This is a genomic window from Actinomadura rudentiformis, assembly GCF_008923185.1.
Classification (GTDB): domain Bacteria; phylum Actinomycetota; class Actinomycetes; order Streptosporangiales; family Streptosporangiaceae; genus Spirillospora; species Spirillospora rudentiformis.
Map to the genome: position 1 here is coordinate 81,830 of NZ_WBMT01000005.1, position 13,714 is coordinate 95,543.

General features: G+C 70.1%; 12 protein-coding genes. 5 read left to right on the forward strand and 7 right to left on the reverse strand.

Annotated features, from left to right (window positions below):
- Positions 1-15 precede the first annotated feature (15 nt).
- The 3 genes from F8566_RS11860 to F8566_RS11870 form a co-directional block, all read right to left on the reverse strand.
- Positions 16-1,389 carry a sensor histidine kinase gene (locus F8566_RS11860; RefSeq protein WP_151560244.1) on the reverse strand — a complete coding sequence of 458 codons (1,374 nt, stop codon included), beginning with the start codon at positions 1,387-1,389 and terminating at the stop codon, positions 16-18.
- Entirely contained in the window at positions 1,389-2,078 is a 690-nt protein-coding gene (locus tag F8566_RS11865) for a response regulator transcription factor (protein WP_151560245.1), read from the reverse strand. Before F8566_RS11865 ends, F8566_RS11860 begins: the two co-directional genes overlap by 1 nt.
- 80 nt (positions 2,079-2,158) lie before the next feature.
- Complete coding sequence (locus F8566_RS11870; RefSeq protein ID WP_151560246.1) at positions 2,159-3,532, reverse strand: MFS transporter; 1,374 nt, start codon at positions 3,530-3,532, stop codon at positions 2,159-2,161.
- A gap of 444 nt (positions 3,533-3,976) precedes the next feature.
- On the opposite strand from F8566_RS11870, the gene F8566_RS11875 reads away from it, so the two are divergent.
- Positions 3,977-5,812, forward strand: a complete 1,836-nt coding sequence (locus tag F8566_RS11875; RefSeq protein ID WP_225993080.1) for a tetratricopeptide repeat protein — start codon at positions 3,977-3,979, stop codon at positions 5,810-5,812.
- 143 nt (positions 5,813-5,955) lie between these two features.
- Positions 5,956-6,465 (forward strand): hypothetical protein, encoded by a 510-nt coding sequence (locus F8566_RS11880; protein ID WP_151560247.1) that lies wholly within the window; start codon positions 5,956-5,958, stop codon positions 6,463-6,465.
- Positions 6,466-6,524: 59 nt separating this feature from the next.
- Here the strand turns inward: F8566_RS11880 and F8566_RS11885 are convergent, their stop codons facing one another.
- On the reverse strand, positions 6,525-7,298 hold the full coding sequence (locus F8566_RS11885; RefSeq protein ID WP_151560248.1) for a hypothetical protein: 774 nt from the start codon (positions 7,296-7,298) through the stop codon (positions 6,525-6,527).
- Between the two features lie 167 nt (positions 7,299-7,465).
- On the opposite strand from F8566_RS11885, the gene F8566_RS11890 reads away from it, so the two are divergent.
- A complete protein-coding gene (locus F8566_RS11890) occupies positions 7,466-8,602 on the forward strand; it encodes a sensor histidine kinase (protein ID WP_151560249.1) in 1,137 nt (378 codons plus the stop codon).
- Positions 8,599-9,195, forward strand: a complete 597-nt coding sequence (locus F8566_RS11895) for a response regulator transcription factor (RefSeq protein ID WP_151560250.1) — start codon at positions 8,599-8,601, stop codon at positions 9,193-9,195. Before F8566_RS11890 ends, F8566_RS11895 begins: the two co-directional genes overlap by 4 nt.
- A gap of 7 nt (positions 9,196-9,202) precedes the next feature.
- Here the strand turns inward: F8566_RS11895 and F8566_RS11900 are convergent, their stop codons facing one another.
- Together F8566_RS11900 and F8566_RS11905 are read right to left on the reverse strand one after the other, a co-directional pair.
- Entirely contained in the window at positions 9,203-10,030 is an 828-nt protein-coding gene (locus F8566_RS11900; protein ID WP_151560251.1) for a hypothetical protein, read from the reverse strand.
- The gene (locus F8566_RS11905; protein ID WP_151560252.1) at positions 10,027-11,007 is read right to left on the reverse strand and encodes an ABC transporter ATP-binding protein; all 981 of its coding nucleotides are present in this window, start codon (positions 11,005-11,007) and stop codon (positions 10,027-10,029) included. The genes F8566_RS11900 and F8566_RS11905 overlap by 4 nt, the downstream gene beginning before the upstream one ends.
- Positions 11,008-11,193: 186 nt before the next feature.
- On the opposite strand from F8566_RS11905, the gene F8566_RS11910 reads away from it, so the two are divergent.
- Positions 11,194-12,759 (forward strand): alpha/beta hydrolase, encoded by a 1,566-nt coding sequence (locus F8566_RS11910; protein ID WP_151560253.1) that lies wholly within the window; start codon positions 11,194-11,196, stop codon positions 12,757-12,759.
- Between the two features lie 68 nt (positions 12,760-12,827).
- Here the strand turns inward: F8566_RS11910 and F8566_RS49815 are convergent, their stop codons facing one another.
- Positions 12,828-13,595: an AfsR/SARP family transcriptional regulator gene (locus F8566_RS49815; protein WP_192809643.1), complete on the reverse strand. Its 768-nt coding sequence runs from the start codon at positions 13,593-13,595 to the stop codon at positions 12,828-12,830.
- Between the last annotated feature and the right edge of the window lie 119 nt (positions 13,596-13,714).

Below are 13,714 nucleotides of genomic sequence, written 5' to 3' on the forward strand. Positions count from 1 at the left end.
CGGCCTCTGGTCCCTCTACTGCTGATCAGCCAGCGGCAGGCGGAGCTCCACGATCAGCCCATGGGGGTCGGCGGGGAGCAGTGCCAGGCTTCCGTCCGCAGAGCGGGCGAGCTCGTCGGCGATGGCCAGGCCCAGCCCGCTGCCCTCCACGTTGCCGTGCCGGGGCGAACGCCAGAAGCGGTTGCGGGCGGCCGCCAGCTCCTCGGGATCGAGCCCCGGACCGTCATCGGTCACGCGCAGCACCGCGGACTGCCCGTCGGCCGACAAGCCGACGGCGACGGCGCCCCCGCCGGGCGCGAACTTGATCGCGTTGTCGATCGCGATGTCGGCGATGCGGCCCGCGGTCTCCGGCGGGCAGACAGCCACCAGCCGCGATGGCAGTTCCGCACCCAACGTCACGTCGCGGGCGGACGCCACCTCCTCCCACGCGGCGAGCCGGGGGCGCAATTCGGCCACCAGATCGACAGGCTCTGCGACCGCGGGCGTCCCCGCCTCGATCCGGGCGAGCGCCAGCAGGTCGTCGAGCAGCACGCCGAGCCGGTCCATTTCCTCCATCGCGCGCTCGTACTCCTCGGTGCCCGCCGTGCCCAGGTGCGGATGGAGGTTCTCCAGCCGGAGCGACAGCACTGCCAGCGGTGTCCGCAGCTCGTGGGACGCGTCGGCGACGAAGGCCCGTTGCCGTTCCAGCGCGGCCGCGACGGCGTCGGCCATCGCGTTGAAGCGGACCTCCAGCCGCCGCAGCTCGGACGGCCCGGGGCCGGTGGCCGTCGTCCGGGCCGTCATCCGTCCCGCGGCGATCGCCTCGGTGGCGGCGTCGAGCTCGGCGACGGGGCGCAGCGCCCAGCGGGTCAGCCGCCGGGCGGCCACGGCGGCGACGGTGAACGCGAGGGCCGCGGCGGCCGCCAGCGCGCCCCAGACCACCGCGATGTCCCGGCGGGCCGCAGCCGTCGGGGCCGCGAGCAGTACCGTGCCCGTGACCTGCGCGTCGCGGCCCGCGGGTTCGGCCACCACGACCCGGTCGGGGCCGAACGGCGTGACCAGCGGGAGCCGCTCGGTGGTCCGGCCCGCCAGCGCGCGGCGGGTCGCGGCCCCGGCGCCCGGGCCCGGCGCCGCCGCCCCCGCGCGGATGAGCACCGCCCGGGTGTTGTCGCGCACCTCCACGGTCGTTCCGTAGAGCGAGGCGTAACGCCGGACTTCGGACAGCACGGAGGTGTCGCCCTCGCGGACGGCCTGGTCGGTCAGCTCCGCCATGTGGGTGGCGTCGGCTCGCCGGTCCAGCAGCAGCTCGCCGGTGCGCTGCTGCGCGTACGCCAGGCCCAGCGGCACGGCCAGAGCCAGCAGCAGCCCGCCGATGAGCGCCAGGTAGGTGATCAGAAGCCGGCGCCGCATCAGCCCTCGATGCCGAGCCGGTAACCGGCCCCGCGCAGCGTGCGCACCAGCTCCGGGCGGCCGGTCTTGGCCCGGATCCCGCGAATGTGCACGTCCAGCGAACGGGACGCGGCCAGGAACGCGTCGCCCCAGACGGCGTCCAGGATCTCCTCCCGGCTCCGGACGACACCGGGCTCGCGGGCGAGCATCGCCAGGACGTCGAACTCCCGCCGGGTCAGCGTGACCGCCGTGCCGGCCACGTCCACCGTCCGGGCGCGCAGATCGATCAGCACGTCGCCGACCGTGACCGCCGCGGCGGACGCCTCTCCCGGGCCGGGCCCGGCGCCGGACCCGCCGCGCGGAAGGCGGCGGGCCACGGCGTCCATCCGGGCCAGCAGTTCCATGATCCGGAACGGCTTGGTGAGGTAGTCGTCGGCGCCGGCCCGCAGGCCCTGGAGGACGGTGCGCTCCTCGGTCCGCGCGGTCAGCACGATCACCGGGACGGCCGACACGCGGCGCAGCCGCCGGAGCATGTCCAGCCCGTCCATGTCGGGGAGCCCGAGGTCCAGCAGCACGAAGTCGGCGCCGTCCTTGAGCCGGAGCCCGTCGTCCGCCCGGGTCACCCGGTCGACGCGGTGGCCGCGTTCGGTGAGGGCGGTGCCGAGGGCGTCGGCCAGCCGGTCGTCGTCCTCGACCAGTAGCACCCGCATGGCGACCTTTCCTCGGCTGGATCCACCCTGGCCCCCTGGGTAAGGGTAGGGCCCGGGGGCCCAAGGTGGATCCTGGCAGGTCATGCCCGTGCGAGCCGCTTGTCCCCGGACGGTTCGGCCGCCTCCTTCTCGGCGCGCGACAGGGCGGCGTCACGCGTCTCGCGCATTGTGAAGTAGACGATGAGCGAGACCGCCGCACAGGCCGACACGTACCAGTAGTAGCCGGACTCGGCACCCGCCTTCTTGAACCACAGCGCGACGTACTCCGCCGTGCCGCCGAACATCGCGTTCGCGATCGCGTACGGCAGCGCCACGCCGAGCGCCCGCACGTGGGTGGGGAACAACTCCGCCTTCACGACGGCGTTGATCGAGGTGTAGCCCGTGATGATCACGAGCCCGGACAGCATCAGCAGCAGGGCCGGGACGAAGCCGTCCACATCCTGCAGCGCCGTCATGATCGGAACGGTGCCGAGCATGGAGCCGATGCCGAACGTGATCAGCAGCGGCCGTCGGCCGATCCGGTCCGACAGCGCCCCGGCCAGCGGCTGCAGCAGCATGAAGATCGTCAGCGCGCAGAAGCTCACCAGCGTGGCGTCGTTCTTGCTCATGCCCGCGGTGTTGGACAGGTACTTGGTGAGGTACGTCGTGTAGGTGTAGTACGCCACCGTGCCGCCCATGGTCAGGGCGATCACCAGCGCGAACTCCCGCCGGTGCGCGAACAGGCCGCGCAGGGTGCCGCGCTCGGCCGCCGTGGCGGTCGCCGTGCCCTCGTTCTGCTCCTCTTCGTACACCTCCGTCTCCAGCAGGTTACGGCGCAGGTAGAAGACCACCGCGGCGCCGAGCGCACCCACGATGAACGGGATGCGCCATCCCCACGACTGCAGGGTGTCCTCCGACATCGTGCGCTGGAGGATGATCTGCAGGCCGAGGCCGCACAGCTGGCCCGCCGTCATCGACACGTACTGGAAGCTGGACGAGAATCCGCGCTTGCCGGGAGCCGACGCCTCGGTGAGGTACGTGGCGCTCGCCGCGTACTCGCCGCCGACGGAGAGCCCCTGGAGCAGCCGCGCCACCAGCAGGACGGCGGCGCCGAAGTACCCGACCTGCCCGTACGTCGGCGCGATCGCGATGAGCAGCGCGCTGACCGACATCAGCGTCACCGTCGCGGTGAGGGCGGCCTTGCGGCCCTTGCGATCGCCCAGCCGGCCCAGCAGCCAGCCGCCCACCGGCCGCATGAAGAAGCCGACCGCGAAGATGCCCATCGTGTTGAGCAGCTGCGCGGTGGAGTTGCCCTTGGGGAAGAAGGCCGAGGCGAAGTAGATGGCGAAGCTGGAGTAGACGAACCAGTCGTACCACTCGACGAGGTTGCCGATCGAACCCCCGATGAGCGCCTTCCATGGGCTCCGCGCCGGTTTCGGACGGTCGTTCGCGGTACCGGAGAGCGTCGTCGTCACCGGGCACCTCCTGGTGTTCTCGGGGTGGGCTGAAGTGACCTGCGTCACCACAAGTCACCGCAGCTTCACCGAGGTCAGAAGGCGCTTACAAGCGCAGGCGGCCATATCTAACCTGCGCTTAACACTCACGGACCCGATGTTCGTCAACGAACTTGTCAAGCTCTGTCAGGTGTCCGGATGAGGTCACCGGCCGGTTACTCAATGTGGCAGGTGTTCACGCATGATGGTCTGCGTTCGGAAGTTATCCACCAGGGAGGGACCCCGACGTGAAGAAGATCATCGTGCACCGCACGGGCACCGTCACGATGAGGGGGCCGGCCAGCGCCAAGCACTTCGGCTGACCGGGATCTTCGAGACCGGCTCCCGCGGCGCGTGGTTGGGCCGCGCCGCGGGAGCCTTTCCTTCCGCCCCTGGAGGCCGTTCCGTGCTACTGGAGGATCCTGCGTGAACCGCGATCGTGTTGTCAGGATCAGCGCCGACCGCCGGTTGCGAGGCCCCTACACGGCCGGCAGCGCCCTGCTGCACATGCTCGTTCCCGAGGCGCTCGAGGCCTGGCCGGGGCCGGTGGCCGAGCACGACATCGAGATCCGCGCGGTCGCTCCTGACCTGCGCGACCGTGTGCACGCCCGGCGGCAGCCGATCTCCGCACACCGGCCCCGGGCCGAACGCATCCTGGTGCCCGCGCCCCGCCGGACGCTGCGCATCGCCAACGGCATCGCCGAGTTCGTCCGGGACCACCTCTCCCGCACCGGCCCGCTGACCGTCGAGCTGCTGGACTACGCCGAGGCGGATCCGGCCGACCGCGAGCTCGTCGCCGTGCTCTGCCGCCGGGTCCCGCGCGAGCTGCTCACGATGGACACGCTGCGGCGCACCGGCGCCCGGCGCGGCGGCCCGGAGCCGACCCCGGCAGGGCACGATCTGCGAGCGGACGAGCTGGTCGCGCAGGGGCTGATCGGCCCGCGGCTGGGCGCGGTGCCGCGGCACCGGGAATGTGGGACCGATCCACGGCGCGCGGCCGAGGCTTACCATTTCGCCACTCAGTGGTGCCTGGAGCAAGGCTGCCATCACGCCGTGGCCGAACTCGGGTTGCGCGGACTCACTCTCGCGGACCCGGATGCCGCGCCGGAGACCTGGTGGGGCCTGGTGCACGACACCGCCATCGCGCTCGGTGCGCTGGGCCGTGAAGACGAGGCCGAACAGGTCCTGATGGAGGCCCGGGTACAGACCACCTCCCCGCTCTGGCACTCGACGATCGCCTACACGCTGGCGATGCACACCACCCGGCACCATGATCCGGCGCGCCGGGACCTCGACGCCGCGCTCGGCTGGGTCAACACCGGCATCGCGCTGTGCGGCCTCCTGCCCGATCGAGCCGAGCGCGCGGTCAAGCTCGGCTTCGACCTCAACGGCAGGGCACTGATCGAGGCACGCCGCGGCCATCCCGACCGCGCGCTCCGCCTGGTTCAGGAGGCCATCGACATGGCCGACCGTGACCTGCCGGGCGACGTCCAGCCGGTCCACAAGATGGTGCTGCGCGCCAACCGGGCGCAGCTGTACGAGATGCTCGGGCAGACCGCCGACGCCCTGCGGGAGTGGGACGCGGTCATCGCCGCCGACCCCGCGTACCCCGACTACTACATCGACCGCGGAAACCTGCTCTACAAGCTCGGCCGCGTGGGCGCCGCGGTCGCCGACTACGAGACGGCGATGGAGACGGGCCTGCCGTTCCCCGAGCCCTACTTCAACCGCTCGCAGGCCCGGTTCGCCGCGGGCGACCTCACCGGGGCGCTCGCCGACCTCGACCACGCGCTCGAGCTCGACCCCGCGTTCGCCGACGCGTACCCCAACCGCGCCGGGATCCTGGCCGCGCTCGACCGTTACGAGGAGGCGCGGGCCGCCTGTGACGCGGGACTGGCCCTCACACCGGACGACCCGTACCTCCGCTGCGTGCTCGGCCAGGTGGAGACCGCGGCGGGCCACCACGACCGGGCGCGCGACGCCTTTGACCGGGCCATCGCCCTGGACGCGTCGATGGCCACCGCGTGGGCGTGCCGGGGCGAGCTCGCGTTCACGACGGGCGATCTCTCCGGCGCCGTGCAGGATCTGAGCCGGGCGCTGGAGCTCACCGACGAGGCGGCGGCCGAGACCCCGGCGTTGTTGTTCAACCGCGCCATGGCATTGCGCGCCACCGGCCGGGAGAACGAGGCGCTGGCCGATCTGGAACGAGCGGGCAAACTGGCGCCGGGCGATGAGGAGATTCAGCGGGAGCTGACGCGATAACGGTCATCGTGCGGTTCTCCTGGACATTTCCACTCGCTGTCAAGGTATTCAGTTTCGACCGTTTCCGGCCATGCACTACCCATGATCGAACGAGCTCTCTACGGTTCCTGTGGGGGCAACCCAGACGACAGAAACGAGGGGAAATGAGAACGATCCAGAGGTTCGCCATCGGTGCGTGCACGGGCATCGTGGCGCTCACGTCGTTCGCCGGAACCGCGAGCGCGGGCACGGGCGCCGACACGGTCACCGTCCGGTCGGAATCCGCCGCCGCTCCCAAGATCATCAAGTGCCGGGCGGTCGCGCACAATCCGCACTACTCGCACCATGCGCACGCCGCGGACAAGCACCGGGTGAACATCGTCGGAACGGTGAAGTGCGACAAGAAGGTCGCCAAGCTCCGCATCAAGGTCGTTCTCTACAAGGGCAAGAGCAAGAACAGGCTGTACAAGTACAAGGAAAGCGCCTGGAAGACCAACTACGGGAAGTCTTCCATCAACCACAACGCCGCCCGCCGGTGTGTGAAGAAGCAGTACTACAAGGGCGTCGCATTCGTACAGGTCGTATTCCCGCCCGGTTACAAGCCCCCGGCGGGCTCGGCCAAGCCCTGGAGCAAGACGGTCTACATCAGCGCCTGCAAGAAGCAGGGCAGCTAGGCGCATCCATAAAGCACATAGAAAGGCCCTCCCCTATCCGGGAAGGGCCTTTCGAATGGTCAGCCTGCCTCGATCGTGAACGCTTCCAGCCGCTCGCCGGCGACCAGCTCACGGATCAGCTCGGCGCTGCCGCCCACGTACGTTGAGTCCAGGTCGATGTCGGTCGCCACGCACCAGGCCCGGTCGTCAGGCCAGAAGAGATTCGGCGACTGGGGGAAGAAGAAGTAGCTCTCGGTCGCCGCCCCCAGCCCGTACGCCGCCTCCAGCGGGCCGGTCAGCAGGTAATAGTCGCGCGTCGGCAGATGGATCAGGGGAGCGTCCCGCAGCCGGCCCTCGAACGTCAGTCGAAGCCGATCCTGGTCCGGCCCGGGTGCCGGCTCATCTCCCTCGCTCGCGGCGACGACGATCGACGAGGTCTGGTCGTCCTCGTCGTCCAGCCAGCCGAATCCGTCCCACAGGCAGAACCAGCACCGCTCAGGTGTCTTGGTATGCCTGGCGAGCACCTCGCCCAACTGTGGCAGCACGTCGAGCGGGAAGGACCCGGCGTTCGGGGGCTCTTCCCACGGCCTGGCTCCCGTTCCGCCTTCAGGGCCGGGCGCCGAGATCTCCTCGAAGTCCGAACGCGCGTGCAGGTCGCGCCCCGCCCACTCGGCCACCTCCGCCCACTGGACGTACCGCTCCGACTGATCAAGCGCCGGATGCAGAACGCGGGCGTAGGCCTCGAAGACCTCGGGCATCTCCCACTCCCCGACGCCCTGTTCGAGCCATCGGGCCGGAGCAAGATCGGTGACCAGACGCGCCCGCGCGGACGTGTTCTTCGTGTCGGATCCCATGGACCGCCCCTCGTCGACACAAAAAGCCTATACAGACCTCTGGACACCCAGCGTCGCCGTCCAGTGGCAGAGGCGGCGGCGGGCCGTGCGCCCACCGCGTTCGGTCAGATGAACCTTCGCAGGTCAGCGCCTGTCTAACCAGGTGCGCACATCTGCGGGGGGATGGCATGGCACGAGTGTCCAAACTCGACACTGCACGGCGGGTCCAGATCTTCACGGTCCACGCGGTGACCGTCTTCTTCGGCCTGGCGGTGGCCGCCGAGAAGCTCGTCTTGACCGCCCGGGCCGACCAGGCCTACGTGGTGCGGTCCTGGATCACCGGAATCCTGCTGATCGTCGTCTATGGCTTCTTCTGGCGGTTCCACCGTGCCGCGTTCCGGAGGGATCCCCGGCCGACCCGGGATCTGATCATCGCCGGGATCGTCGCCTTCGCGGCGTTCGGCGTTCAGCCGCTCGGCGGCGAGTTCGCCCCCGTCATCTGGGCCATGGGATTCGTCCTGTTCGTCTCTCTCCGCACGGGCGTGGTCCTGGTCCTGCTGGTCGTGGCCTCGTGCCTGTCCTACCTCGCGTTCGCGTACGACGAGGCGCGGACCCTGGGGATGGTGCTGCACAACGTCTTCTCCATGGGCGGCTACACGGCCGTCACGTGCGGGCTGATGGTGTCATTGCGGTGGTTGTGGGCCGTGACACAGGAGTTTCATGCGGGGCAGGAGGCCAAGGCGAAGCTCGCCGTCTCGGAGGAAAGGCTCCGCTTCGCCCGCGACCTGCACGACCTCCTCGGTCACGGCCTCGGCGTGATCAGCCTGAAGAGCGAGCTGGCGGCGAAGGTCGGCGACCGGGACCCCGGCCAGGCGGCCGCGGAGATGCGCGAGGTACGGCGGCTGGCCCAGGACGCGCTCACGGAGGTGCGCGCGGCGGTGCGCGGATACCGCAGGCTCGACCTCGGCGAGGAGCTGGCCAGCGTCTGTGCCGTCCTGGAGGCGGCCGGCATCCGGTGCACGCTGAACGCGCACTTCGACGGGCTTCCTCCGGAACGGTGCACGCTGCTGGCCTGGGCGGTGCGCGAGGGGGCCACCAACGTCCTCAAGCACAGTTCGGCGACGCACTGCGACATCACCATCGAGAAAGGGGTGCTTGAGATCCGCAACGACGGCATCGACGGCGAGGGCATCGACGGCGTGGCCGGCCGTCCCGGGAACGGCCTGTCCGGGCTGTCGGAACGGATGGCCTCCGCAGGGGGATCGTTCACCGCCGTTCCCACGGAGACCGGGGAGTTCCTGCTGCGAGCGGCGGTGCCGGCATGATCCGCGTGCTGCTCGCCGAGGACGAGCACCTGGTGCGGGAGGCGCTGGCCGCCCTGCTGAACCTGGAGGACGACATCGAGGTGGTCGCGCAGGTCGGCAGCGGCGACCTGGTCGTGGCCGCCGTCGCCGAACACCGGCCTGACGTCGCCGTGCTGGACATCGAGATGCCCGGCCTGGACGGGCTCAGCGCCGCCGAACGCGTCTCCGGGCAGTGCCGGGTCGTGATCCTCACCAGCCTCGGCCGCCCCGGCTATCTGCGCCGCGCGATGGAGGCGGGAGCCGGCGGCTTCCTCGGCAAGGCCTCCTCCTCGGACGAGCTGGCCGCCGCGATCCGCAAGGTCGACGCGGGCGGCCGCCATCTGGACGCCGAGCTCGCCGCCGAGGCGATGGCCGCGGGGGACAACCCCCTCACCGACCGGGAACGCGACGTGCTCCGGCTGGCCGCCGACGGCGCGAGCCTCGGCCGGATCGCCGCCGAACTCCATCTCGCCGAGGGCACCGTGCGCAACTACCTGTCCAGCGCCATGACGAAGCTGGGCGGCCAGAATCGCCTCGAAGCGATCCTGACCGCCCAGCGCATGGGTTGGCTCTAGCGCCCGCTCAGGCATCGCGCCGGTTCGCCAGGAACAGCGCAGCCGCGAACAGCGCCACCACCCATGCGACGAGGATCGCCATCCCGCCCATGGGGCTGTCCATCCACGTAGCGGGGTCCTTCGCGGCCGGGGGCTGCATCGCCCCGAGCGCACCGCCCGGCAGGAACGGGAGGATCTTCTCCTCGACGGAATCGGGGGCGAAGCCGAGCACCATCTGCGGCAGCAACAGCCCGCCGATCGCGAGCGTGATGGCCCCGGCGGTGTGCCGCACCAGGGCGCCGACGGCCATCGCGAGCAGGCTCACGAGCCCGACGGCCAGCGCGACGCGCGCCAGCCCCCAGAACACCCCGGGATCGGTGATGGACACGCCGATGTCCTTGGTCGCGAAGAGGGCCTGCCCGATGGCGAACGACAGGAAGACCATCAACGCCCCTGCCCCCAGAGCCACGGCGCCCACGACGCAGGCCTTGGCGCTCAACAGCATCGAACGGCCGGGCACCGCCGACAGCGAGATCCGTATCTGCCCGCTGGCGTACTCCGAGGTGACGACCAGGACACCGAAGACCATCATCGTGATCAGGGTGATGAGCAGGCCGCCGGTCGAGGCCGGCACCGCCTCGAAGTCCGCGCGCTCCTCGGGCTTGAGGTCGTTCCAGATCGCCACCGTGCCCCAGGCGGTCAGCGCGCTCACGCCGATTCCGGCGAGCACCGCGACGAACAGCGTCCAGTACGTGGAGCGGACGGACCGGGTCTTGGTCAGCTCGCCCCGGAGCGCGCGGCTCAGGCTCGTGTGCAGGTATCCGAGCCGTCCCTGGTCGAACGTGGTCGCGGTCATCGGGTGCCTCCCTGAGCCTCGTACGCGGCCTGTCCCCTGTGGTCGCCATGTGTCCTGTGGTCGGTCTGTGACTGGTGGTGGACCTGTGCCTTGTACTCGACACGGTCGGCGGTGAGTTCCATGAACGCCTCCTCCAGCGACGACTGGGGGGAGAGCTCGTGCACCGGCAGCCGGTGCTCGGCTGCGAGCGTGGCGATCTGAGCGATCTCCATGCGCGTCACCCGGAGCTCCTCCGGGCCGCCCGTGACGTTCGCCCCGGCTTCGGTCAGCAGGGCCGACAGCCGGGCGTGCTCCGGGGTGCGGACCCGGATGTAGCGCTGCGAGCTGCGCTCGACCAGTTCCTTGGTGCCACAGTCGGCGACGAGCTCGCCGCGCGCGATCACGATCATGTGGTCGGCGGTGTACTCCATCTCGCTCATCAGGTGGCTGGAGACCAGCACCGTCCGTCCCTCGTCGGCGCAGGCCCGCAGCAGGGTGCGGATCCAGCGGACCCCCTCCGGGTCGAGCCCGTTGACGGGCTCGTCGAACATCAGCACGCCCGGGTCGCCCAGCAGCGCGGCGGCGATGCCCAGCCGCTGCGACATACCGAGCGAGAAGCCCTTGACGCGCTTGCGGCCAACGCTCGCCAGCCCGGTCAGCTCCAGCACCTCGTCCACGCGCCGCTGCGGGAAGCCGTTGCTGTGTGCGAGCGCCAGCAGATGGGCGCGTGCGGAACGGCCGCCGTGGAACGCGCGGGCGTCGAGCATGCATCCGACCTCGCGCAGCGGGGTCCGCAATTGCCGGTAGGGCCGGCCGTTCACCGTCGCCGTGCCGTGGGTCGGCCGGTCCAGGCCCATGATCAGGCGCATCGTGGTGGTCTTCCCGGCGCCGTTGGGTCCCAGGAAGCCGGTCACGACGCCGGGCCTCACCTGGAACGACAGCCCGTTCACCGCCCGGGTCTTCCCGTAGTGCTTGGTCAGCTCGGTTATCTCGATCACTGTGATCCCTCCCGAGGAGATTCCGATTGCCTGGTTCGAGAGTCCCCTCGGGCGGCGGATCGCGGGTAGTGGCCGCAGTCACTGACCGTTCGTGACAGCTGTCATACGCGGGCCGGGTGGAATCCACGCCGCGCCGATGACTCTGATGACTACTGCCGGGCAGCCGATCAAATCACGCTTTTTGGTATGAAACCGACAAACAAGACAAGCAAGAAGGCCGGGCAGGCGGTCGGCATCGTCATGGTCACGGCGTTGGTCTCAGCCGGCTGTTCGTTGATCGGCTCCGACGACGGCGCCGATGCGAAGAGGCCCCCGGCCGCCGCGCTCGAACAGTTCTACACACAGAAGATCAGCTGGAAGGACTGCGGCCAGGGCTTCCAGTGCGGGACGCTGAAGGTCCCCCTCGACTACTCCAAGCCCGGCGGGGAGAAGATCGACATCGCGGTCAACCGCCTGCGCGCTTCGGATGAGCGGCAGGGTTCGGTGCTCCTCAACCCCGGCGGCCCCGGCGCGTCGGGCCTCGAGGCCGCGAGGGGTTCCGGTCCGGCCATGGACAGGCAGCTCCGGGAACGGTTCGACATCGTCGGCTTCGACCCGCGCGGCGTCGGGAAGTCGACGCCCGTCAGCTGCCCTTCGGGCTCCACCGGCGACGGGGCGACCGCAGGGACCACGAGCGGCACTGGCGCCACCGACACCACAGGCACCACCGACACCGACGTCCAGCTCGACACCGAGACCCGCCTGGAGCTTCAAGCCGCGCGGCTGACCGCCGCCGCGTGCCAGAAGACCTCGGCTCGGCTGCTGCCGCATGTCGGCACGGTGAACGCCGCGCGCGACATGGATGTGCTGCGTGCCGTCCTGGGAGACCGTCGCCTGAACTACGTGGGCTGGTCGTACGGCAGTGAGCTCGGCGCCACGTACGCCAACATGTTCCCGGACCGGATCCGGACCATGGTCTTGGACGGCGCGACCGACCTGTCACAGGGATACCTGCAGCAACAGATGGCCCAGGCCAAGGGGCGCGAGGCCACGCTGCGAGCGTTCGTCGCGGACTGCCTCAAGATCGCCGACTGCCCGCTGAAGTCCGCCGGAACGGTCGAAGCGGGGGTCAAGCGGATCACCGAGCTGCGCGAAAGCGCGGATCTGAACCCCCTGTCCAACTCCACCACGGACGGCACTTCGCTGGACGGCTTCGCTGTCACCAACGCCATCGGCGCCGCCCTCTATGACAAGGCGAATTGGCCATTGCTCAGCGAGGCGCTGACCTCGGCGATAACAAACCGCGACGGCACCGCCCTCTACCAGTTCCTCATCGACACCGAGGGCCTGATCGGGATCGGGCAGTACGAGGCGGTCACCTGCGCCGACCATCCGCGCTTCGACCGTGCGACCGCGCTCCAGGCCGCGGAGAACGCCAAGCGGGAAGCGCCGAACTTCTCCGACGCCCTGGTGAAGACGGCATGGATGACCTGCGAGTCCTGGGCGGCTCCCGCCACCAAGAAGGTTCCCGTGCCGCGCGCCGAGGGGTCCGCGCCGATCCTCGTCGTCGGCACGGCGAACGACCCGGCGACGCCGTACGAGGCGTCCAAGGCGCTCGTCAAGCAGCTGGACAACGCCAGGCTGATCAGCTACGACGGCTCAGGGCACAGCGCCTATCTGAAGGCCGGCTCCAACTGCATCAACGACCGTGTCCACAGGTACCTCATCGAGACCGAGCTCCCCAAGGAGGGCCTCCACTGCCCAGCGATCTGACCGGGTTCCATAGCGCGGCGCCAGTGGACATCGGCCACTGGCGCCGAACCATGAGCGGGCGGTCATGGCTACCAGAGGCAGGCGTCGCGGGCGGTGGATGAATCGAGGGCCGGGTCGTAGGTGAGCATCGCCAGCTCCAGCCGCCGCAGTGCGGGGCCTGGATCGAGCCCGAGCTCGTCGGCGAGCAGCGTGCGGCCCGCACGGCAGACGTCGAGTGCGTCGGCGACGCGGCCGGTGCGGTAGAGCGCCAGCATGAGCTGGATCCGTAGGCGTTCCCGGAACGGATGCGCCGCGACAAGGCCGCGTAGTTCGCCGGTGAGCGCCGCGTGCCGCCCCAAGGCGAGCTCGGTGTCGAAGAGGTCTTCCAGTACCTCGAGCCGCATCTCAGCCAGGCGGATCGCTTCGGCGTGGACCGTGGCGATGTGGTCCTGGCCCTCGTACGGCTCGCCGCGCCAGAGGCCGAGCGCGGATCGCAGCAGGTCTGCTCCCTTCTGCGGGTGGCCGGCCGTGATCGCCTCCCGGCCTTGCCGGACCCGTTCGTGGAAGAGGCAGGAGTCCAGGTCTCCTCGATCGAGGAGCAGGGCGTATCCCGGGGGCCTGTGGAGCAGACCGGCTCCGTGCAGCGTCCTGCGCAACCGGTGAATGTGGATCTGCAAGGACTTCATAGCCGATCGCGGAGCGGCGGTTCCCCACAGGCACTCGATCAGGCGTTCGGCGGAGACCGTCGCGCCGTCCGTGCAGAGCAGTGCGGCCAGGAGGTCCCGTTGCTTCGGCGGCAGCTTCACCAACGCCGCGCCCTCACGAACCTCAAGCGGCCCCAGTACGTGGAATCTCATCGGTCGAACCCCCGTGTCGTCATGAACGGATCGCCGGTTCCGCGCGGGTTGGCAACCGTTTTCCCGTGGACATGCCCCGGCGGTGATCGGCCCTCTAAGGTTTAGATCGTTTCGGGATT